Genomic DNA, 19,778 nt, shown 5'->3' with positions numbered 1-19,778 from the left:
TTGGGGTTCGCCGGCACCGCTAATCGGACGAGATAACAGTAGCATGACAGTTTCGCCGAAAGTCGGCCTTGGCTATAGAGCCTGACGGAACAGCGCCTTGTTCAGGCGCGAAGCACCGCGGCATTTTCGTTTCAACGTCTTTTCCCGACGAGGACAGTCTCCCATCTTTCGACGCGCGGAGCCTCACTCCGCAACCAGACGCAGCAGGCAGACGGCAGGACGATGCATCAAAAACTGTGGAACAGGATCGAATTCTCGCTTTTGGCAGCCGGTATCGTCATCGCCGGCGGGCTGTGGGGCTTCGTCGAGTTGTCCGAGGTGGCGCGCGACGCAGCACCGCACGCCTTCGACACCGACATCCTGCTGTTCTTCCGCGAGGCCAGCAATGCGGCCGACCCTATCGGCCCGTCCTGGCTGGAAGAGGCGATGCGCGACATCACCGCACTCGGCAGCGCATCGGTGCTGATCTACATCACCGCCATCGTCGTCATCTATCTCGGCATGACCAGGCGCTGGGGCCCGGCGCTGTTCGTCTTCGCCTCGGTGGCCGGCGGCCAGGTGCTGTCGAGCCTGCTCAAGCTCGGCATCGACCGCCCCAGGCCCGACCTCGTGCCGCATCTGGCGCAGGTCTATACGATGAGCTTTCCCAGCGGCCACGCGATGCTGTCGGCGGTGACCTACCTGACGCTTGGCGCGCTTTTGGCGCGCTTCCTGCCCGGACGTGCGACGACGATCTTCGTCTTCGCCGTGGCCGTGTTGACGACCCTGATGGTCGGTATCAGCCGCGTCTATCTCGGCGTCCACTGGCCGTCGGACGTACTGGCCGGCTGGTGCGCCGGCTTCGCCTGGGCGACGCTATGCTGGCTGGTCAGCCGCCACCTGATGCGCCCGCAAGCCGGCGACGAATGACATATGCTACAGGCATCAATAATGATGCTTGAAACATCAACATGAATGTATGATACATTGATATTGCGGATCGAGACGGGAACATCTCAGTGATCACAGCCGCACAGATGCGCGCCGCACGAGCGCTGGCAGGCATCGACCAGAAGACGCTCGCCGAACTGGCCGGCGTCTCGGTGCCGACGATACAGCGCATGGAAGCGAGCGAGGGCGTGGTGCGTGGCGTGGTCGACACACTGACCAAGGTCATCGAGGCGCTCGACGCCGCCGGCGTGGAGCTGATCGGCGAGAACGAGACCGGCGGCCGGGGCGTGCGCCTGAAGAAAAGGGCCTGAGGCTCCCGGCGATCCGCATGATGTAGTCGCGACGGCGACCGCCGACAGTCTTGCCGACGATCCCGCCGCGTTTCCAGTGGTGCGGATGATGGACGCAGGCAGCAATTCAAGACAGCACAGGCAACCGACCTTCGCGGAACTGTTCACGCCCAAGCTGGTGACGGTTCTGCGCGAGGGCTATGGCGCGAGGCAGTTCAAGGCCGATGCGATTGCCGGGCTGACGGTGGCGATCGTGGCGCTGCCATTGTCGATGGCGATCGCCATCGCATCGGGCGTGTCGCCTGACAAAGGCCTGTTCACCGCGATCATCGGCGGTTTCATCGTCTCGGCGCTCGGCGGCAGCCGCTTCCAGATCGGCGGGCCGGCCGGCGCCTTCATCGTTTTGGTGGCGGCGACGGTGGCGCGCGAGGGCATAGACGGGCTGATCCTCGCCACTGCCATGGCAGGCGTGTTCCTGACGGCGATCGGCTACCTCAGGCTCGGGACCTACATCAAGTTCATCCCCTATCCGGTGACGGTGGGCTTCACCGCCGGCATCGCCGTGATCATCTTCGCCAGCCAGCTCAGCGAGATGTTCGGATTGACGCTCGGCGGCAAGGAACCCGGTGCGCTGGTGCCGAAGCTGAGGGCGCTGGCCGAGGCGGCGGCCACGGTGAACCCATCAGCCGTGGCGGTGGCAATGCTGACCATCGGCACCATCCTGCTGCTCAAGCGCTGGCGCCCGGGCTGGCCGGGCATGCTGATTGCGGTGGGCGTGGCTTCTCTGGCCGTTGCGCTGCTGACCCTGCCGGTGGAGACCATCGGCACGCGCTTCGGCGGCATTCCGCGCAGCCTGCCCTGGCCTGCCCTGCCCGCCTTCAGCATGGACAAGGCGCTGGCGGTGCTGCCGGATGCGGTGGCCTTTGCGCTTCTCGGCGCCATCGAGTCGCTGCTGTCGGCGGTCGTCGCCGACGGCATGACCGGGCGGCGGCATCGCTCGAACTGCGAACTGGTGGCACAGGGCTTCGCCAACATCGGTGCCGCACTGTTCGGCGGCATCTGCGTGACCGGTACCATTGCCCGCACGGCGACCAACGTGCGGGCCGGCGCGCACGGTCCGGTATCAGGCATGCTGCACGCGCTTTTCCTGCTCGCCTTCATGCTGGTGGCCGCACCGCTTGCCTCCTACATCCCGCTCGCGGCGCTGGCCGGCGTGCTCGCCGTGGTGGCCTGGAACATGGTCGAGAAACAGGCCTTCGCCACACTGATCCGCTCGTCATGGGGCGACGCGCTGGTGCTGATGGTGACGTTCCTGCTGGTGGTGTTCCGCGACCTGACCGAAGGCATCGTCGTTGGCTTTGCGCTCGGCTCGATCCTGTTCATCGACCGCATGGCCAAAAGCATCGCGGTGGAAAGCGACCAGCCGCTGGTGCAGGAGGATGTCGCCGACGCCACCAATGGCAGCCGCCATGCATACGAGGCGAGCGACGCCGGTGATGCCGACACCGTCATCTACCGCATTTCGGGAGCGTTCTTCTTCGGCGCGGCCTCGGCCGTGGGGGCCGTGCTCGACCGCATCGCCGACCAGCGCAAGAACTTCATCCTCGACTGCTCGGGCGTGCCGTTTCTCGACTCAACAGCAGCGAACGTGCTCGAAGGCGCCGCCCGCAAGGCGCGGCAGGCAGGCGTCCGCTTCTTCATCACCGGGGCATCGCCGCAGACGCGGCGGATGCTGATCAACCACGGCGTCAAGCATCCCGCCGTCAGCTATGCCGCCTCGGTGAAGGACGCGCAGGAGCTGCTCAAGGCAGAGAAGACAGCAGGGTAGCCTGACCGCAGTCTCCGGCCGTGGCTTTCTGAACTGTGGACGACGTCATCATCGTCACGGCATGGATTCCCGACACTCTCCGCTCGCTTCACTCGCTCACGAGGCCGGGAATGACGGCCTTCTGGGCCGCCTCCGCCGACAGGCAAGATCGTAGCCTGCGTCAGCCGAACTTGCGCTGCGCATCGAGAGCCAGGCCAAGGCCGACGGAACCGAAGGCATCGCCCTGGACGATCCTGGCTTCCGGCACCAGCGCCAAGATGCTCTGGCGTGCCAGAGGAATGGCGGTCGAGCCGCCGGTGAGGAAGACGGCGGTGATGTCGCTGGCCTGCACCTGCGCTTCTTCAAGCGTATCGGCGACGGTCGCCGTGACGCGGCCGACCGCGGCGCGGATGGTGTCCTCCAGCCCCTGCCTGGTCAGCGACGCGGTGAACTTCGCCGCTGGCAGCGAAACGTCGATGGAGGCTGCCTCGGCGTCGGTCAGCTCGATCTTGGCCTTCTCGACCCTGGTCGCCAGAGCGTGGCCGAAACGCTGGTCGACGACCTCGATCAGCCGGTCGATGAGTTCGGGACGTTGTGCCTCGAAACGTATCTGGCGCAGGTCGAGCCTGGCCTTGGGCGTGTAGAGCAGGTTGATGCGCTGCCACGTCGCCAGGTCGATGAAATAGCCAGCCGGCAGGTTGCGCTTGCCGTCCTTGGTCGGCGTGAGATAGCCGAGTTCGGGCATGACGTGGGCGATGCTGAGCAGGCGGTCGAAGTCGGTGCCGCCAATGTGGACGCCGCGGTTGGCGAGGATGTCGGCCTTGCGGTCGGGCGCCGTGGCGCGCTCGGGCGAGACGCGGACGATGGAGAAGTCGGAGGTGCCGCCGCCCATGTCGACGATCAGCGCCAGCTCTTCGCGCGTCACGGTGCGTTCGTAGTCGAGGGCTGCGGCGATCGGCTCGAACTGGAAGTCGATGTGCTTGAAGCCCTGCGCGCGGGCAGCCTTCTCGAGTTCGCCCTGGGCTGCGGCGTCGGCTTCGGGATTGTCGTCGACGAACTGGACCGGGCGGCCGAGCACGACATTTTCGACCGACTCGCCGACATGGCCTTCGAGGCGATCCTTGAGGTGGCCGACGAACATGCCGATGATGTCGGTGAAGGCGATCTGGCGCGCCTTGATGCGGGTCTTCTCATGCACCAGCGAACTGCCGAGCACGCTTTTCAGCGCGCGCATCAGGCGGCCTTCGGCGCCGTCGGTGTATTCGCCGATGGCGCGGCGGCCAAGTGCCGTCTGGTTGTCTTCGAAGTTGAAGAAGATGGCCGAAGGCAGCGTGACGTTCTCGCCCTCGAGCGCGACGAGGCGCGGGCGGCCGTTCTCGATGACGCCAACGGTTGAATTGGAAGTGCCAAAGTCTATGCCGCCGAAAGCCGGTCGCATCGTCTCGTCCTGAATTTTTCTGCGTGATCGGGCGGCCGATCCTCAAGAAAGGCCGCAGCGGGACCGTGCGCATACACGAGGCGGGAACCAATGTCGATGTCTGAAGCGTCTTCCGGGAAAATGTGATCGCTGGCCCAACCGTCGCGACATTCACAGGAAACCGCTTTCGTGCGATATCGTCGCCTCCCGATCGACGCGCGAGCCTTCCGATGACCCTTGCAGGATTTCTTGCCTATAGCGGCGCGCTGGCCGTTGCCGCCGCAATCCCCGGCCCGGGCGTGACCGCACTGGTGGCGCGCGCGCTCGGCTCCGGCTTCCGCTCGTCGCTGGCGATGTCGCTGGGACTGGTTGTCGGCGACCTGACCTACCTCACCGCCGTGGTGCTGGGCCTGGCCTTCGTCGCCCAGTCCTTCGGCATGGTGTTCCTGGCCATCAAGTGGCTGGGCGTCGCCTATCTTGGCTACCTCGCCTGGAATTTCTGGACCAGCGGCATCACGCCCGAAACGATCGAGGCGAGAAAGGGCAAGGGCGGGCTGCTGTCGAGCTTCCTCGCCGGGCTGACGGTGACGCTGGGCAATCCCAAGACGATGATCTTCTACCTGGCGATCACGCCGACGGTCGTCGACCTGCATTCGCTGACGCTCGGCGACTACGGCATCCTGGTTGCCATCACGGTGGCGGTGCTGATGGTCGTGCTGGTGCCGTATCTGCTCTTGGCATCGAAGGCGCGCTGGTTCCTCAAGACGCCGCGGGCGCTGAAGCTGCTCAACCGCACCGCCGCAACCTTCATGGTCGGTGCCGCGGCAGCGATTGCCGTCCGCCAGTAGGAACGAGCAGGAATTTCATTCCTGAAATTCGGCTTTCCCGGAAACGCGTTTCCGGGAAATGCACCTAATCAGCACGACGCCCACTCGGAATTTGCCCTGCGACACCCTATCTTCGTCGCTCAAATCTCAGGCCTATTTCGGGAGCGAAATCGATGAACAAGCCCGTCACCTCCACGCGTGCGCCCGGTCGCGGCCGCATCTATGGCTCGATCACCGAAACCATCGGCGATACGCCTCTGGTGCGGCTCGACAAGTTCGCCAAGGAGAAGGGCGTGGTGGCGAACCTGATCGCCAAGCTCGAATTCTTCAACCCGATCGCATCCGTCAAGGACCGCATCGGCGTTGCCATGATCGAGGCGCTCGAGGCCGACGGCCGCATCGAGCCGGGCAAGAGCACGCTGATCGAGCCGACTTCGGGCAATACCGGCATCGCACTTGCCTTCGCCGCCGCCGCCAAAGGCTACAAGCTGATCCTGACCATGCCCGAGACGATGTCGATCGAGCGCCGCAAGATGCTGGCGCTGCTCGGCGCCGAACTGGTGCTGACCGAAGGCGCCAAGGGCATGAAGGGCTCCATCGCCAAGGCCGAGGAACTGGTGCAGACCATCCCGAACGCGGTCATTCCGCAGCAGTTCGAGAACCCGGCCAATCCCGAGATCCACCGCGCGACGACGGCGGAAGAAATCTGGAACGACACGCAAGGGTCGATCGACATCTTCGTGGCCGGCATCGGCACCGGCGGCACCATCACCGGCGTCGGCCAGGTGATCAAGGCCCGCAAGCCGTCGCTACACGTGGTTGCCGTCGAACCCGAGGGATCACCGATCCTGTCCGGCGGCCAGCCGGGCCCGCACAAGATCCAGGGCATCGGCGCCGGCTTCGCGCCGAAGGTGCTGGACACCACCATCTATGACGAGATCGTCAAGGTCTCCAACGAGGATGCGGTGGCCAACGCCCGCCTGGTCGCGCGCCTCGAAGGCGTGCCTGTCGGCATCTCCTCCGGTGCGGCTTTGCAAGCTGCCGTGATCGTCGGATCGCGACCGGAAAACGCCGGCAAGAACATCGTCGTCATCATCCCGTCCTTCGCCGAGCGCTATTTGTCGACGGTGCTGTTCGAGGGACTGGGCAACTAAGGGGCGACTTTCCCCTCTCCTCTTGCGGGAGAAGCTTTACGGGGCGGCGAGAGCCGCCCGTTTTCGTTGCAGGAAGCGGCGGACGGCGGCATCGGTCTCGAGGCCGGTCGCAATCTCGTAGGCCTTGCCGGCTTCCCGGAAATCGCCGCCAAGCGACAGCAGTTCGGCGCGGGCCGCCCAGTAGGGCTGGTATTGGTCGAGGCGCGCGTCATCGATGGCGTCGAGCAGGGCGAGCCCCCTCGCCGGCTCGACGGCATAGGCCACGGCGACCGCGTGGTTGACGGCGACGACTGGCGAGGCGGTGAGCGTCATCAAGCCGGCATAGAGGGTGGCGATCGCCGCCCAGTCGGTGCGGCCGGTGAAGCGTCGCGCCGCATGGGCCGACTGGATCGCCGCCTCGATCCGGTAGCGGCCGATGCCGTCGAAGAGCCCGGCACGCTGAAGCAGCGCGTCGGCCTCTGCGATCATGTCGGCATCCCACAGAAGCGTGTCCTGCTCGCTGAGCGGAACGAACTCGCCGGCGGCATCGCGGCGAGCCGCGCGGCGGGATTCGGCGTGCAGCATGAGCGACAGGAGCCCGGCCGCCTCGCCCTCGCCAGGCATCAGCTCGACCAGCAGGCGGCCGAGCCAGATGGCCTCGGAGGCCAGGTTGCGGCGGCGAGACTCGGCCCCGGCCGGATCGCTCCAGCCTTCGGCGAAGGCGGCGTAGATGGCCTCCAGCACAGCCGAGAGCCTTTCGCCCAGTTCCGCCGCTTCGGGAATGCGGAAGGGGATGCCGGCCTGCCTGATGCGCGCCTTGGCCCGCACCAGGCGCTGGCCCATGGTCGCCGGCGAAACCAGGAAGGCCGAGGCGATGGCGGCGGCATCGAAGCCGAGGATGGCCTGCAGGATCAACGGCGCACGCACGCCGGCATCGATGGCCGGATGGGCGCATGCGAAGATCAGGCCGAGCCGGTCGTCGGGAAACTTTTCGCGCGCCATTTCCTGCTCCAACTCCTCGCCGATCAGGCGCAGGTGATCCTGGCCGGCCTCGCCGGCGATGCGCCGCCGGAGCTGATCAATGGAGCGGCGGCGCGCCACCGTCAGCAGCCAGGCCTCGGGATGCAGCGGCACGCCCGTCTCAGGCCATTTGACAAGTGCGGCGGCAAAGGCGTCGGCGAGCGCATCCTCGGCCCCAGCGACGTCGCGGGTGCGCGAGGCAAGGAACGCGACCAGCCTGCCATAGCTTTGGCGGGCAGCGGTCTCGGCCGCCGCCCGTGCCTGTTCCGCGGCAGAGGCCATGCCTAGCGGGTCGGCCAGATGGGCCGCACTTCGATCGTGCCGTTGCTGGCGCTCGGGCAGCGTGCCGCCCAGTTGAGCGCGGCGTCGAGGTCGGGCGCCTCGATGACGTAGTAGCCGCCCAGCTGTTCCTTGGTGGCGGCGAAGGGGCCGTCGAGCACTTGCGTCTTGCCGTCGCGGACGCGCACGATGGTGCCGGTGGCCGAAGGTTGCAGGCGCTCGCCCGACACCAGCGCGCCAGCCTTGATCAGCGCCTCGTTGTAGGCGGCATAGGGCGCGCCCATCTGCTTGGCCGCCTCGGGGCCGGGAACCTCTCCCGGTGTCTCTTCAAAGTGGATGAGAAGCATGTACTGCATCGTCGTCTCCTGCGTTTCCAGGCCGCATCGTCGCGGGCCAATCGGATGTCGCCCGAGGGAGCTCGATTTCGACAGGCGCCGGAGAAATCTTTCGTCCACGCCGCGATTTTCGGCAAGCGTTGCGCACGAGCCGAGGCCGCGCAGCTCGGCTTCCGCCGCACGTTGGACTGGCTTCTGCATCGGCCATTGCTCTGATAGGTTGCGCACCCGAACAGAGAATGCGGCACATGCCTCGCGGCGAAATGCGTAACTGGATTGCAGCGGCACTGCTGGTCATGCCTTGCCAGGCAATTGCTTCCGATCTCTACGCCACCCAGACCATCACCAGCGGCACCGCGCCCGAGCGGCGCGATATCGGCTTTGCTCAGTGCCTGCGCGACGTGGTGGTCAGGGTGACCGGCAACTCCAGGCTGCTCAATGAGCCGCGCGTTGCCGAACAGGCCAGGCATGCCGGCGACCTGATCGCCAGCCACACCTTCCGCGACCGCATGGGCGGCATCCCGATCCATGACGAGCAGGGCAGCTACGACCGGCCGCACGACCTGACCTGTGTCTTCGACCAAAGCAAGCTCGACGCGTTCCTGGCCACGCTCGGCGGCAAGCCGTGGCGCGATCGTCCCCTTGTCGTGGCCGTCGTTGCGATACGCGACATGAAAGGCGCGGGCACGATGCTTGCAGATGACAGCCCGGACCCGCGCGACAGGGACATGCGTGCAGCCCTCATGAACGCCGGGGAGCGTGCCGCCCTGCCGTTCGCCCTGCCGACACGCGGCGAACTCGTGCAAGCCGGTCTTGATCCGGCGGCGATGGCAGGAGCCAATCCGACAAGGCTCGACGGACTGGCCAAGGCGACCCGTGCCGGCGTCTTACTCACCGGCACGGTGGTCTGGAGCGACAAGGATCTCGGCTGGGTCGCCAGCTGGCAGCTCGCAGGACCGGCACCGCATGTCAGCTGGGGCATCTCGGGCGTCGGTTTCGACGATGCCTTCCGCAATGCCGTGGCAGGTGCGGCGCAGGTGCTGTCGGGGAATGAGGCGCCGTAGCAGCGAAGGGCCTCCAGCGTCCCCTTCTCCCCTTGTGGGAGAAGGTGCCCCGAAGGGGCGGATGAGGGGGCTGGACGAAATGAGAGGTTGGAGAAGGACATCTGGAAGGCGAAAACTCAGACGTAGCACTCCGGCCAGCACCCCTCATCCGACCTCGCTTCGCTCGGCCACCTTCTCCCACAAGGGGAGAAGGAGACTCCGCCCTTCACCCCAGCAGCGAGCGCACCCGCTTTTCGCCGCCGGCCTTGCGCCAGGCGTTGAAACGGTGGGTGGCGGCGGCAAACGAGATCTTCATTGCGCGGGCCACCGAGTAGCGCGAACTGCCCTCGTCGAACATGCGGTAGCAGCACTCGACGCCATCGGGAGTCAGCTTGCCGTCGCAGGTCTTGTTGTGCGGGTTGGCGGGGTCGAACTTTTCCGGCGCAGGCTCCAGCATGCCCTTGAGCCGGGCCAGGTCTGCCTCGATGCTGGCGATCAGCTCGAGCACGGGCTTGGGGTCGATGTGATGCGCGTGCTGCCTGGCCGCCATGGTGCATTCCTTCTATCAGGTGAGATTAGGCTATATAGCCAAACATTGGGCTATAACAAGGAACGGCGTTTAACGAGCTTGGGGCGTGCGGCAAATAAGTCACGCTTCGACTTCGAGCATTGACCGGCGAGCGCCGAATGCCTAGTTTAGAACTATTCTAAACTGAAAGATTCGCCTATGTTGTCCCGTGTCTTCGGCTTCGGCCGCCGCGCATTCGATTCCTTGTCCGAGCAGGAGATTCTGGCCCTCGCAATATCGTCGGAGGAGGACGACGGACGTATCTACCGCGCCTATGCCGACGGGCTGCGCGACGAGTTTCCGCAATCGGCCAAGGTGTTCGACGCCATGGCCGAGGAGGAGGACGGCCATCGCGCCGCGCTGATCGAATTGCATCGCGCCCGCTTCGGCGAGCGCATCCCCTTGATCCGGCGCGAGCATGTGCGCGGCTACTACGAGCGCAAGCCCGACTGGCTGGTGCGACCGCTCGGCATCGACAAGGTCCGCGACCAGGCCGAGGAGATGGAGCGCCAAGCCTATCGCTTCTATGTCGAGGCGATGAAGCGGACGAGCGACGCCTCGACCCGGAAGCTGCTGGGCGACCTCGCCGCTGCCGAGCAGAGCCACGAAACACTCGCCCATCGGTTGGGCGACAAGCACGTGCCCGAGGACGTCAAGGACGAGGAAAGGACGAGCGAGCGGCGCCAGTTCATACTGACCTATGTCCAGCCGGGCCTCGCCGGCCTGATGGACGGTTCGGTTTCGACGCTGGCGCCGATCTTTGCCGCCGCCTTTGCCACGCAGGACACATGGCAGACCTTCCTCATCGGCCTGTCCGCCTCGGTCGGCGCCGGCATCTCGATGGGCTTCACCGAAGCCGCCCACGACGACGGCAAGCTTTCGGGCCGCGGTTCGCCGCTCAAGCGCGGTCTCGCCTCCGGCATCATGACCACGGTCGGCGGCCTCGGCCACGCGCTGCCCTATCTCATCCCGCATTTCTGGACCGCGACCACGATCGCCGGGGTCGTCGTCTTCTTCGAACTCTGGGCCATCGCCTACATCCAGAACCGCTTCATGGAAACGCCGTTCCTGCGCGCCACCTTCCAGGTGGTGCTCGGCGGCGCACTGGTCCTTGCCGCAGGCGTGCTGATCGGCAACGCATAGCCACGTCGCCCCCTCATCCGGCCGCTTCGCGGCCACCTTCTCCCCGGTGGGGAGAAGAGGAGTGACAACCTCTCAATCCTCCTCTCCCCCGCCGGGAAGAGGTCGGCCGAGCGCAGCGGAGGCCGGGTGAGGAGGCGCTGCCACCTACACCCTTTACCCATGCACCGCCCGACTGTCTGCGGGCGCCTCCGTCCGCTCGCTCGACCCATAGTCGCGCACGACATGGGCGATGCGCAGGCGATAATCCGAAAACACGCCACCACGCCCGGCCACCTGCGCCTGCCGATGTTCCTCGGTGTTGCGCCACGCCTTCACCGCTTCCTCGTCGCGCCAGAACGACAGCGACAGCAGGCGGCCGGGGTTGGCCAGGCTCTGGAAGCGTTCGATCGACAGGAAGCCGTCGATGCGATCGAGCAGCGGGCGCAAATCGGCCGCGATGCCGAGATAAGCGTCGCGCCGGCCCTCCGCCGGCTCGACCTCGAAGATGACGGCGATCACGGCAGGACCCTTTCGGCATGCGGCCCCGAGGCCAACTTCAGGAAGATGCGGTCCTCCTTCAGGATGAACCTTTCGCGCTTGGAAAACTCATAGTTCTCGCGGCCGAGCGGATCGGCCATCAGCCGCGCCCGGTAGGCCTCGTAGGCGGCCAGGCTCTCGATGTTGTAGATGCCATAGGCGGTTGTCGCCGACCCCTCGTGCGGCGCGAAATAGCCAATCAGGTCGGCACCGCAGCGCGGGATCGCCTGGCCCCAGTTGCGGGCATACTGCTCGAACGCCGCCTTGCCGAAGGGGTCGATCTCGTAGCGGATGAAACAGGTGATGGTCATTGTCGTCTCCATGTGCGGTGAGAATGGTTCGTCCGGCATCGAAGCGTCCGGTCGATATGGCGTGCTAGCGCCAGAAGGGTTTTGCGACTTCACGCGTCACGTCGCGGCGGCTGAGTCCGATGTCGTGGAGCTGGTCGTCGGTCAGTTCTGAGAGGTCGAGCCGTTGCAGGTGCCGGTCATAGCCGCGGGCGAGGAAGGCCAGCATCCGGCCGAATGAACCGAGCGGCAGGCGTTTCGGCGCGGTGGCTGATTGGGTGTTCGGCGTCATGGCGTTGCTCCTTTCCATGGCTGGAGAATACGCATTGCCTGACGAGAACGCTTCGACTACGATCTAACCATGGAGGTAAGGCTGCCATGAAGGAAGGCCCCGACATCGCCCGTATCGCCAGCCTTGTCGGCGATCCTGCCCGCGCCAACATGCTAACCGCGCTGATGGACGGCGGTGCGCTGACGGCCAGTGAACTGGCGCTGGAAGCCGGTGTCAGCCTGCCCACGGCAAGCTCGCACCTCGCCAAGCTGATGGACGGCAAGCTGCTGACCGTGGCGAGCCAGGGCCGGCATCGCTACTACGCGCTGGCTGGAACGGAGGTAGCGGCGATGATCGAGGCGATCAGCGGCGTCGCCGCCCACTCCGGCCCCCAGCGCGCCCGGCCGGGACCGCGCGACAAGTCGATGCGCGAAGCCCGCATCTGCTACGATCACCTCGCCGGCGACCACGCGGTGGCGATGTTCGACCGCTTCGTCGCCGAAGAAATCATCGTGCAAAACGACGACGCGGTCCGGCTCGGCCCGGCGGGCGCGAGTTTCTTTGCCGCCATCGGCATCGACACCTCGGGGCTCGGCGCCTCGCGCCGGCCGATGTGCCGCGCCTGCCTCGACTGGAGCGTGCGTCGCTCGCATCTCGCGGGATCGCTGGGCAGCGCCATCCTCGACAAGATCATCGCTGAGAAATGGGCGCGCCGGCCGGCCGGCAGCCGCGTCGTCGAATTCACGCCTCCGGGCAGGCGCGCATTCGAAAAGACCTTCCTCGCCTGAAGCCAAAATCCAGAGCCGGCCCTGCCCGACGCCGTCCTTCGATGTAACGACGGTCTGAAACCTGTGGATAGCCGCACGGCAAATTGCGGATACATCCGTGGCGCAAAAGACACATCTTAACCAATGCCGCCCGATCAGGCCTAAATGCCTAGAAAAGAACGCAATTCGGCCCCGATCGGGCGCATTTTCACACGAAGATTAACATCGCGTTCACCGAAGATTCACACCCGCCGGCTATGATCGCTTCCACGTTCGGGACGAGCCCCGAAGGGACAGGGATAAGAACAATGGCTATCTGGAACCAAATCACTCACGCCGCATCGGCGCTTCGCGAATTCATCGCACCGACCTACCGCCCCGAGCGCCACTACATGCGCGGCCCGGGACCTGCCTGCGCACGCCGCACCAACACGCTTCAGTCGCGCGTAACGTTCCACTGATCATGACCGTTACCGGACGCCACGAAAGCCGCATCGCCCGGCCAACCAGCGATCACCGCACCACCACGTTGCGCGGCGAACGCCGGGCGATCGTCTCGACCCGCCTCTAGCGGCTACGCCCGCCGGCGGCGCAAGCCCGGCTGCTTCACGCCCCCACAGCTCCATGCACCGAGGTCGAGAGTCGCTCCCGGCCTCACCACAGCTCGTGGCGCACGTTCAGGTCCTTGATGACCGGCACGTCGCGCAGCATCGTGCAGATGCGCTCGATGTCCGGCCAAGTCGCAGCGACCTTGCCGGCCTCGGGATGCCAATATGCAAGCATCAGGAGATAGACGTCGGCGATCGACATGCGCTCGCCGGCAAGCCAGCTGCGATCCTGCAACGCAGCATCGAGAATGCCGAAGCCGCGATCGGTTTCGGCGACGGCTGCGACCTTCACCGCCTCTTTGCCTTGCGGGTCGGCCGTATAGCGCTGCGCATAGTAGTAGCGCAGCAGCGCCGGATACATCACCGACGACTGGAAGGTGAGCCAGCGCAGGAAGTCGGCACGCCCGGGTGCACCCGCTGCCGGCGCAAGCCGCGCATCGGGGTGGCGCTCGGCGAGCAACTGGCACATCGCCGCCGACTCGGTCATCGCGCTGCCATCCGGCAGCACCAGCACCGGCACCTGGCCAAGCGGGCTGATGGTACGGAACCTGTCGTCGGGGTCTGTGCCCTTGACGACGTTGATGCATTCGAATGGCACGCCAGCCAGTTCCAGCGCCGCCTCGACGACGAAGCCGCCGCTGCCGGCGCGCGTATAGAGCTTGTACATTTCTTGTCCCCCCTGGGCGTGAATTGACATGGCCTCGCGTGGCTTCTCAAGCGCCCGGATGGTCCGCCAGGGTGGTATTTTCACCGGTCCAGTTCGGGGCTAGGGTTTTGCAGCGCAGGCCCTGATGACGACCGTCTCGCCGGCCTCGGCGCCGAGCGTCATGCAGCGCCCCTCGGCGCACAGCGTCCAGCCCGCGCCGGTCGCACCCGATGCGGCCAGCACGACGCTTGGCTGCGGCCCGAGCCTGGGCACGTAGATCCACCAGCCATCCACCAGCCTGGCGCCTTCGGCGGGTTCCATGCCGGCGCCCGAGCCCCTGACGCGGGCCTCGACGATTTCCAGCCCGGCCGGCGTCACCAGCCAGTCCTCCTCCCAGCGCGTCTTTTCGACCGAATGGGTCCAAGACAGGGTGAAGGCGGCGACCGCCATGGTCACTGCCTTGGAGCCGGCCGCGATGCACAGGCTCATGCCAGGGCAGCGGCCTGGCGCGACCGCCACCAGTGCCAGCCGCCCCAGATGAACGCCAGCGCGAAGCCGGCCTCGTCGGTCAGCGGCAGGGCCAGCACCAACAGAACGCCTGCGGTGAAGGCCAGCAGCCGTTCCCAAACGGCGATGCGCGCGAACAGGAAGCCGACCACCGCGGCCCCCCACAGCGCAATGCCGAGGCAGGCCTTGACGAAGATGTAGGCGACCTCGACGGGATAGCCGAAGCTGGCAGCGATCGGTCCCGGATCCTGCAGCATCAGCGCCGGCGTGTAGACCGCCATGAACGGCACGACGAAGCCGGCGACCGCCAGCTTGGAGGCCTGGACGGCAATCTTCATGCCCGAGGTCTTGGCCATCGGTGCGGCGGCGAAGGCGGCGAGCGCCACGGGTGGCGTGAGATCGGCCATGATGCCGAAATAGAAGACGAACATGTGGCTGACCAGCAAGGGCACGCCGAGCTCGAGCAGTGCTGGGCCGGCCAGCGACGAGGTGATGATGTAGTTGGGGATCGTCGGAATGCCCATGCCGAGCACCAGGCAGGTCAGCATGGTCAACACCAGCGACAGGAACAGGTTGTTCTCGCCGATGGCGATGATGGCGCCGATGAAGGTGGAGGCGATGCCGGTCAGAGTCAGCGTGCCGATGACGATGCCGACGATGGCGCAGGCGATGCCGACGGGCAGCGCGTTCTTGGCGCCTTCGGCGAGCGAGTCGACGCAGATCAGCAGCGTCTCGCGCCCGCCCTTGAACACAGCGCAGGCCAGCACCAGCGCGCCGATCACCAGCACGAGCAGGTTGACGCCGAATTTCATGAAGGCGGCGGCGGCCAACCCGAGCGCCACCCAGAACACCACGCGAAAGGCAAAGGGACCGATCAGCGCCGCGAGCGGCGTGCCGAGGATCAGCACGATGGTCAGTGCCAACCCCATGGTGCCGGCGAAGATCGGCGTGTAGCCGGCAAACAGCAGGTAGACGAGCGCGGCCAGCGGCAGCACCAGCGGCCAGTGCTTCTTCACCGCATCCCACGGGTCGGGCAGTGTCACCTTGTCCATGCCCTTGAGCCCGAACTTGCCGGATTCGAGATGCACCATCCAGAAGCAGGCGCCAAAGTAGAGCAGAGCCGGGATCAGCGCCGCCTTGACCACTTCGGCGTAGGGGATGTTGAGCGTTTCGGCCATGATGAAGGCGACAGCGCCCATGACCGGCGGCATGATCTGGCCGCCCATCGACGAGGTCGCCTCGACGCCGCCGGCGAAAGCCGAGCGGAAGCCGAAGCGCTTCATCAGCGGAATGGTGAACTGGCCGCTGGCCACGACATTGGCGACGCCCGAGCCGGAGATGGTGCCCATCAGTGCCGACGACAGCACGCAGACCTGCGCCGGCCCGCCGCGCCAGGCGCCGACGAACCCGAGAGCGAAGTCGTTGAACAGTGCTATCATGCCGGCCTTTTCGAGGAAGGCGGCGAAGACCACGAAGATGAAGATATAGGCGGCCGAGACATAGACCGGCGTGCCGTAGATACCCTCGGTGCCGAAGCCGAAATGCTCGATGATCTGGGCCACGTCATAGCCGCGATGGATGAAGGGCGGCGGCAGGTACTGGCCGAAGAAGCAATAGGCGAGGAACAGGCCTGCGATGATTGCCAGCGGCAACCCCATCAGCCGTCGCGCCGCCTCGAACACCAGCACGATCAGCAGCGCCCCCATGGCGAGGTCGAGCGTGGTGTGGAAGCCAGCACGGCGGATCAGGTCGAAATAGAACACCCAGTTGTAGATGCCGGTCAGGAAACCCAGCACCCCCAACGTCCAGAACCAGGCTTTGCCAACGGTGCCCTTGGCGCGCAGATTTGCCAGAAGCGCAAAACCGAGCAGCAGCAGGAAGCCGACATGCATTGCGCGCACCACCTGGCTCGGCAGGTTGCCATAGGCGGCGGTCCACAGCTGGAAGCCGGAGAAGGCTACCGCAATGCCGAAAGCGAAGCGCCCAGCCAACCCCTCGCCGAAACCCGGCGGCAGGCCTTCGATCGCTTCTTCGACTTCAGGCGAAAGGACGGTCGGCGCGGGCTGGGACTCGATACCGGTCATGGAAAGCGTTTCTCACTTCCAGTTGGCAGGGCAATTGCCTCCGCCTGCCGTCGGGCGGGCGGAGGCGAGAATACGCTGAGACCGGCGATTACTTGATCAGCCCTTTTTCCTTGTAATAGCGCTCGGCGCCGGGATGCAGCGGGATCGGCATGCCGTCGATCGCCTTGGCAAGGTCGATGCCCTTGGCTGCCGCATGCGCTGCCGACAGCTTGTCGAGGTTTTCGAACAGCAGCTTGGTCATCTGGTAGGCCACCGCCTCGGAGACGCCGTCATGGCTGACGAGGAAGTTGCCGACGGCTGCGGTCTGCACGTCGGCCGTCTGGCCGTCATAGGTGCCGGCCGGAATGGTCACCGCCATGTAGGGCGCACCGACCTTCTCGACATCGGCGGCGGGCACGGCGACGACGGTGATCGGCAGCGAGGTCGCCAGGTCGCGGATCGAGGCGACGCCGAGCCCGGCCGACTGCAGCGTGGCGTCGAGTTGGCGGTTCTTGATCAGTTCGACGGATTCGGCGAAGGGCAGGTACTCGACCTTGCCGAGATCCTCGTACTTCATGCCGGCAGCAGTGAGGATGGCGCGGGCGTTGAGCTCGGTGCCCGATGCCGGCGCGCCGACCGACAGGCTCTTGCCCTTGAGGTCGGCGAGCGACTTCACCCCCGATTCCTGGCTCGCGACGATCTGGATGACGTTGGGGTAGATCGCGGCGATGCCGCGCAGCTTGTCGAGCTTGCCGGGATAACCGGCCTCGGTGTTGCCCTCCCAGGCCAGCGCCACCGAGTCGCCGAGGGCGAAGCCGATCTCGCCCTTGCCCTGCTGGAGCAGGTTGAGGTTTTCGACCGAGGCCTTTGTCGCCTGCACCTGGGTGCGCGCGCCCTCGATGCTCTTGCCGTAGATCTCCGACAGCGCCACGCCGAGCGGATAATAAACGCCGGAGGTGCCGCCAGTCAGCACGTTGATGAACTGCTGGGCGTTGGCCGGCATGGCAGCAAACGCCATCGACATTGCTACCGCGCCAGCGGCGAGAAACCTGGTCTTTACATTCAGCATCTTGGTGTCCTCCCTGTGAATCTGAAGCCTTGCGTCGGCTCCCCCCGCGCAAGTTGCGATCATGTTAGACAGCGGGCGCCAAATGCCAACCCGCAAATGTGCGGCCTCAGACGAATGGCTGAGAAAAGCATGTGCCGCACCCTCGGCCCGGAGGGTGCGGCCAATGGCCAGTGGAACTCAATCCAGCGTGCGGCGGAAGCGGAACAGCGCCAGCCCGGCGAAGACCGCGACGAACAAGGCGAGTATGCCGACCTCGGCGGCGATGGCCGGGAACTCGGCGCCCTTGAGCATGACGGCGCGGATGATGCGCAGGAAATGCGTCAGCGGCAGGATCTCGCCCAGCGCCTGGGCCCAGCCGGGCATGCCGCGATAGGGGAACATGAAGCCCGACAAAAGGATCGACGGCAGGAAGAAGAAGAAGGTCAGCTGCATCGCCTGCATCTGCGTCCGGGCAATGGTCGAAATGGTGTAGCCGAGCAGCACCAGCGCCAGCACGAAGACCAGGATCGCCGACAGCAGCAAGGACAGCGAGCCGATGAAGGGGATGGAAAACAGCAGCTTCGAGGCGATCAGCACCACCGCCACCTGGACGGCGCCGACGACGAGATAGGGCAGCACCTTGCCGAGCATGATCTCGGCCGGGCTTGCCGGCATGGCAAGCAGGTTCTCCATGGTGCCGCGCTCGGTCTCGCGGGTCAGCGCCATTGAGGTCATCATCACCATGGTCATCTGCAGGATGACGCCGAGCAGGCCGGGCACGATGTTGTATTGCGAGATGCCTTCGGGATTGTAGCGGCGGTGGACGACGACCTCGAGCTGGCCTTTGGCCGCCTCTGCCGCAGCTGCCTGCATTCCCTGTGCTCTCAGCAGCGCCTGGTTGGCGACGGTGCCGAGCGTCGACACTGCGCCGCTGGACGCGGAGGGATCGGTGGCATCGGCCTCGATCAGGATCTGTGGCGCGTCGCCGCTGGCCACCCGGCGGCCAAAATCGGCGGGAATGGTGACGACAAAGGCGACCTCGCCGCTGGCCATCAGCTCCTCGGCCTCGGCTGCGGTCTCGGCGATGTGGTCGAAGCGGTAGTAGTTGGTGTTCTGCAGCGCCGAGACCATGGCGCGGGTGTACTGGTCGTTGCTGGTGGCAACGAGTGCGGCCGGCAGGCTCTTGGGGTCGCTGTTGATGGCGAAGCCGAACAGCACGAGCTGCATCAGCGGCACGCCCAGCATCATGGCGAAGGTGATGCGGTCGCGCCGCATCTGGATGAACTCCTTGGTCAGCAATGCGCCGAGCCGGGCGAAGGAGAAGATGCCGTTGGTGAGGCTTGTCATGACATGTTGTCCCTGGAGCCGGCCATGAACTGGATGAACACGTCTTCCAGACTGGTCTCGCCCGGTTCGACGGTGACGTCCTTGCGGCCGCGGATGTCGGCAAGTGCCGCTTCGAGCTTTTGGCGGTCGGAACCGACGACGTGGAGCGTGGCACCGAACGGCGCGACCTGCTCGACGCCGGGCCTGCCCTCGAGTGCGGCGGCGATCTGGTCGAGGCGCGGGCCGGAAACGACGAAGGTGGTCAGCCCGGCATTGCGCACGACGTCTTCGACGGTGCCGGAAGCCAGCATCTTGCCATAGGAGATGTAGCTGATGCGGTGGCAGCGCTCGGCCTCGTCCATGTAGTGGGTCGAAACCAGGACGGTGAGCCCGCCGCGCGCCAGCCGGTGGATCTCGTCCCAGAACTCGCGCCGCGCCTTGGGATCGACGCCGGCGGTGGGTTCGTCAAGCAGCAGCAACTTGGGCTTGTGCATGATGCAGGCGGCGAGCGCCAGGCGCTGCTTCCAGCCGCCCGACAGCGTGCCTGCGAGCTGGTTGCGGCGGCTGGTCAGGCCGAGTTCGTCGAGGGTGCGGGCGACGTGTTCCTCGACCGGCCTGAGCTTGTAGAGCCGGGCGACGAATTCGAGGTTCTCGCCGATGGTCAGGTCCTCGTAGAACGAGAACTTCTGCGTCATGTAGCCGACTTCGCGCTTGATCTTCAGCCCGTCGGTGCGCAGGTCATAACCAAGCACCTGGCCGTCGCCCTCGTCGGGCGTGAGCAGGCCGCACATGATGCGGATGGTGGTGGTCTTGCCCGAGCCGTTGGGCCCGAGGAAGCCGACGATCTCGCCCTCGGCGACCGTCATGGTGACGTGGTCGACGACGGTCTTGTCGCCGAAGCGCTTGACCAGGTTGGTGACTTCGATGGCGTTCATAGGGTGCTGCCC

At 65.8% G+C, this 19,778-nt stretch carries 22 protein-coding genes; 9 read left to right on the top strand and 13 right to left on the bottom strand.

Annotated elements, in window-relative coordinates:
- Positions 1-222: 222 nt before the first annotated feature.
- From WHT83_RS07700 to WHT83_RS07690, 3 genes are all read left to right on the top strand, one after another.
- Positions 223-909: a phosphatase PAP2 family protein gene (locus tag WHT83_RS07700; protein ID WP_406873460.1), complete on the top strand. Its 687-nt coding sequence runs from the start codon at positions 223-225 to the stop codon at positions 907-909.
- A gap of 89 nt (positions 910-998) precedes the next feature.
- On the top strand, positions 999-1,241 hold the full coding sequence (locus WHT83_RS07695) for a helix-turn-helix domain-containing protein (protein WP_183262883.1): 243 nt from the start codon (positions 999-1,001) through the stop codon (positions 1,239-1,241).
- Positions 1,242-1,326: 85 nt separating this feature from the next.
- Positions 1,327-3,048: a SulP family inorganic anion transporter gene (locus WHT83_RS07690; RefSeq protein ID WP_406873459.1), complete on the top strand. Its 1,722-nt coding sequence runs from the start codon at positions 1,327-1,329 to the stop codon at positions 3,046-3,048.
- A 160-nt stretch (positions 3,049-3,208) separates the two neighbouring features.
- Here WHT83_RS07690 and WHT83_RS07685 read toward each other — a convergent pair whose 3' ends face one another.
- A complete protein-coding gene (locus WHT83_RS07685) occupies positions 3,209-4,465 on the bottom strand; it encodes an Hsp70 family protein (protein ID WP_406873458.1) in 1,257 nt (418 codons plus the stop codon).
- A 209-nt stretch (positions 4,466-4,674) separates the two neighbouring features.
- On the opposite strand from WHT83_RS07685, the gene WHT83_RS07680 reads away from it, so the two are divergent.
- Positions 4,675-5,292: a LysE family translocator gene (locus WHT83_RS07680; RefSeq protein WP_406873457.1), complete on the top strand. Its 618-nt coding sequence runs from the start codon at positions 4,675-4,677 to the stop codon at positions 5,290-5,292.
- A 152-nt stretch (positions 5,293-5,444) separates the two neighbouring features.
- Positions 5,445-6,425 (top strand): cysteine synthase A, encoded by a 981-nt coding sequence (cysK, locus tag WHT83_RS07675; RefSeq protein ID WP_108605443.1) that lies wholly within the window; start codon positions 5,445-5,447, stop codon positions 6,423-6,425.
- 36 nt (positions 6,426-6,461) lie between these two features.
- Here the strand turns inward: cysK and WHT83_RS07670 are convergent, their stop codons facing one another.
- Both WHT83_RS07670 and WHT83_RS07665 read right to left on the bottom strand, forming a co-directional pair.
- On the bottom strand, positions 6,462-7,706 hold the full coding sequence (locus WHT83_RS07670) for an RNA polymerase sigma factor (protein WP_406873456.1): 1,245 nt from the start codon (positions 7,704-7,706) through the stop codon (positions 6,462-6,464).
- A gap of 2 nt (positions 7,707-7,708) precedes the next feature.
- A complete protein-coding gene (locus tag WHT83_RS07665; protein WP_406873455.1) occupies positions 7,709-8,059 on the bottom strand; it encodes a YciI family protein in 351 nt (116 codons plus the stop codon).
- A 227-nt stretch (positions 8,060-8,286) separates the two neighbouring features.
- Here WHT83_RS07665 and WHT83_RS07660 point away from each other — a divergent pair, with 227 nt between their 5' ends.
- Positions 8,287-9,102 (top strand): DUF2066 domain-containing protein, encoded by an 816-nt coding sequence (locus WHT83_RS07660; RefSeq protein ID WP_406873454.1) that lies wholly within the window; start codon positions 8,287-8,289, stop codon positions 9,100-9,102.
- Between the two features lie 205 nt (positions 9,103-9,307).
- Here the strand turns inward: WHT83_RS07660 and WHT83_RS07655 are convergent, their stop codons facing one another.
- Positions 9,308-9,631 (bottom strand): hypothetical protein, encoded by a 324-nt coding sequence (locus WHT83_RS07655; RefSeq protein ID WP_108605446.1) that lies wholly within the window; start codon positions 9,629-9,631, stop codon positions 9,308-9,310.
- Between the two features lie 177 nt (positions 9,632-9,808).
- Here WHT83_RS07655 and mbfA point away from each other — a divergent pair, with 177 nt between their 5' ends.
- Positions 9,809-10,792 (top strand): iron exporter MbfA, encoded by a 984-nt coding sequence (gene mbfA, locus WHT83_RS07650; RefSeq protein WP_406873453.1) that lies wholly within the window; start codon positions 9,809-9,811, stop codon positions 10,790-10,792.
- A 153-nt stretch (positions 10,793-10,945) separates the two neighbouring features.
- On the opposite strand, the gene WHT83_RS07645 is transcribed toward mbfA, so the two are convergent.
- From WHT83_RS07645 to WHT83_RS07635, 3 genes are all read right to left on the bottom strand, one after another.
- On the bottom strand, positions 10,946-11,290 hold the full coding sequence (locus tag WHT83_RS07645; RefSeq protein ID WP_406873452.1) for an antibiotic biosynthesis monooxygenase family protein: 345 nt from the start codon (positions 11,288-11,290) through the stop codon (positions 10,946-10,948).
- Complete coding sequence (locus WHT83_RS07640) at positions 11,287-11,619, bottom strand: NIPSNAP family protein (RefSeq protein ID WP_406873451.1); 333 nt, start codon at positions 11,617-11,619, stop codon at positions 11,287-11,289. The genes WHT83_RS07645 and WHT83_RS07640 overlap by 4 nt, the downstream gene beginning before the upstream one ends.
- A gap of 64 nt (positions 11,620-11,683) precedes the next feature.
- Entirely contained in the window at positions 11,684-11,887 is a 204-nt protein-coding gene (locus tag WHT83_RS07635; RefSeq protein WP_406873450.1) for a DUF1127 domain-containing protein, read from the bottom strand.
- Between the two features lie 86 nt (positions 11,888-11,973).
- Between WHT83_RS07635 and WHT83_RS07630 the strand changes: the two genes are divergently transcribed.
- Both WHT83_RS07630 and WHT83_RS07625 read left to right on the top strand, forming a co-directional pair.
- The gene (locus tag WHT83_RS07630) at positions 11,974-12,654 is read left to right on the top strand and encodes a helix-turn-helix transcriptional regulator (RefSeq protein ID WP_108605449.1); all 681 of its coding nucleotides are present in this window, start codon (positions 11,974-11,976) and stop codon (positions 12,652-12,654) included.
- Between the two features lie 287 nt (positions 12,655-12,941).
- Positions 12,942-13,094 (top strand): hypothetical protein, encoded by a 153-nt coding sequence (locus WHT83_RS07625; protein ID WP_183262895.1) that lies wholly within the window; start codon positions 12,942-12,944, stop codon positions 13,092-13,094.
- A 193-nt stretch (positions 13,095-13,287) separates the two neighbouring features.
- Here WHT83_RS07625 and WHT83_RS07620 read toward each other — a convergent pair whose 3' ends face one another.
- The 6 genes from WHT83_RS07620 to WHT83_RS07595 all read right to left on the bottom strand — a co-directional run bounded on the left by WHT83_RS07620 (position 13,288) and on the right by WHT83_RS07595 (position 19,766).
- Positions 13,288-13,908: a glutathione S-transferase family protein gene (locus tag WHT83_RS07620; protein WP_406873449.1), complete on the bottom strand. Its 621-nt coding sequence runs from the start codon at positions 13,906-13,908 to the stop codon at positions 13,288-13,290.
- 99 nt (positions 13,909-14,007) lie between these two features.
- Positions 14,008-14,376, bottom strand: a complete 369-nt coding sequence (locus tag WHT83_RS07615) for a DUF1850 domain-containing protein (protein ID WP_183262897.1) — start codon at positions 14,374-14,376, stop codon at positions 14,008-14,010.
- Complete coding sequence (locus WHT83_RS07610) at positions 14,373-16,478, bottom strand: TRAP transporter permease (RefSeq protein WP_406873448.1); 2,106 nt, start codon at positions 16,476-16,478, stop codon at positions 14,373-14,375. Before WHT83_RS07610 ends, WHT83_RS07615 begins: the two co-directional genes overlap by 4 nt.
- Positions 16,479-16,566: 88 nt before the next feature.
- On the bottom strand, positions 16,567-17,526 hold the full coding sequence (locus tag WHT83_RS07605) for a TAXI family TRAP transporter solute-binding subunit (RefSeq protein ID WP_406873447.1): 960 nt from the start codon (positions 17,524-17,526) through the stop codon (positions 16,567-16,569).
- 177 nt (positions 17,527-17,703) lie between these two features.
- Positions 17,704-18,852: an ABC transporter permease gene (locus WHT83_RS07600; protein ID WP_108605453.1), complete on the bottom strand. Its 1,149-nt coding sequence runs from the start codon at positions 18,850-18,852 to the stop codon at positions 17,704-17,706.
- Complete coding sequence (locus tag WHT83_RS07595; RefSeq protein WP_108605454.1) at positions 18,849-19,766, bottom strand: ABC transporter ATP-binding protein; 918 nt, start codon at positions 19,764-19,766, stop codon at positions 18,849-18,851. Before WHT83_RS07595 ends, WHT83_RS07600 begins: the two co-directional genes overlap by 4 nt.
- Positions 19,767-19,778 lie beyond the last annotated feature (12 nt).

The sequence above is a fragment of the Aminobacter sp. P9b genome (assembly GCF_045345995.1).
Taxonomy (GTDB): Bacteria; Pseudomonadota; Alphaproteobacteria; order Rhizobiales; family Rhizobiaceae; genus Aminobacter; species Aminobacter niigataensis.
Note: the sequence above shows the minus strand (reverse complement) of the source record. Positions and strands in the feature narration are given on the sequence as shown.

What these genes read in the sequence shown, in the direction of transcription:
- WHT83_RS07660 (WP_406873454.1), top strand. Translation starts at nt 8,287, where the DNA reads ATGCCTCGCGGCGAAATGCGTAACTGGATTGCAGCGGCACTGCTGGTC.
- WHT83_RS07690 (WP_406873459.1), top strand. Translation starts at nt 1,327, where the DNA reads ATGATGGACGCAGGCAGCAATTCAAGACAGCACAGGCAACCGACCTTC.
- WHT83_RS07680 (WP_406873457.1), top strand. Translation starts at nt 4,675, where the DNA reads ATGACCCTTGCAGGATTTCTTGCCTATAGCGGCGCGCTGGCCGTTGCC.
- WHT83_RS07635 (WP_406873450.1), bottom strand. Translation starts at nt 11,887, where the DNA reads ATGACGCCGAACACCCAATCAGCCACCGCGCCGAAACGCCTGCCGCTC.
- WHT83_RS07610 (WP_406873448.1), bottom strand. Translation starts at nt 16,478, where the DNA reads ATGACCGGTATCGAGTCCCAGCCCGCGCCGACCGTCCTTTCGCCTGAA.
- WHT83_RS07620 (WP_406873449.1), bottom strand. Translation starts at nt 13,908, where the DNA reads ATGTACAAGCTCTATACGCGCGCCGGCAGCGGCGGCTTCGTCGTCGAG.
- WHT83_RS07595 (WP_108605454.1), bottom strand. Translation starts at nt 19,766, where the DNA reads ATGAACGCCATCGAAGTCACCAACCTGGTCAAGCGCTTCGGCGACAAG.
- WHT83_RS07625 (WP_183262895.1), top strand. Translation starts at nt 12,942, where the DNA reads ATGGCTATCTGGAACCAAATCACTCACGCCGCATCGGCGCTTCGCGAA.
- cysK (WP_108605443.1), top strand. Translation starts at nt 5,445, where the DNA reads ATGAACAAGCCCGTCACCTCCACGCGTGCGCCCGGTCGCGGCCGCATC.
- mbfA (WP_406873453.1), top strand. Translation starts at nt 9,809, where the DNA reads ATGTTGTCCCGTGTCTTCGGCTTCGGCCGCCGCGCATTCGATTCCTTG.
- WHT83_RS07630 (WP_108605449.1), top strand. Translation starts at nt 11,974, where the DNA reads ATGAAGGAAGGCCCCGACATCGCCCGTATCGCCAGCCTTGTCGGCGAT.
- WHT83_RS07655 (WP_108605446.1), bottom strand. Translation starts at nt 9,631, where the DNA reads ATGGCGGCCAGGCAGCACGCGCATCACATCGACCCCAAGCCCGTGCTC.
- WHT83_RS07640 (WP_406873451.1), bottom strand. Translation starts at nt 11,619, where the DNA reads ATGACCATCACCTGTTTCATCCGCTACGAGATCGACCCCTTCGGCAAG.
- WHT83_RS07615 (WP_183262897.1), bottom strand. Translation starts at nt 14,376, where the DNA reads ATGAGCCTGTGCATCGCGGCCGGCTCCAAGGCAGTGACCATGGCGGTC.
- WHT83_RS07600 (WP_108605453.1), bottom strand. Translation starts at nt 18,852, where the DNA reads ATGACAAGCCTCACCAACGGCATCTTCTCCTTCGCCCGGCTCGGCGCA.
- WHT83_RS07670 (WP_406873456.1), bottom strand. Translation starts at nt 7,706, where the DNA reads ATGGCCTCTGCCGCGGAACAGGCACGGGCGGCGGCCGAGACCGCTGCC.
- WHT83_RS07700 (WP_406873460.1), top strand. Translation starts at nt 223, where the DNA reads ATGCATCAAAAACTGTGGAACAGGATCGAATTCTCGCTTTTGGCAGCC.
- WHT83_RS07665 (WP_406873455.1), bottom strand. Translation starts at nt 8,059, where the DNA reads ATGCAGTACATGCTTCTCATCCACTTTGAAGAGACACCGGGAGAGGTT.
- WHT83_RS07605 (WP_406873447.1), bottom strand. Translation starts at nt 17,526, where the DNA reads ATGCTGAATGTAAAGACCAGGTTTCTCGCCGCTGGCGCGGTAGCAATG.
- WHT83_RS07685 (WP_406873458.1), bottom strand. Translation starts at nt 4,465, where the DNA reads ATGCGACCGGCTTTCGGCGGCATAGACTTTGGCACTTCCAATTCAACC.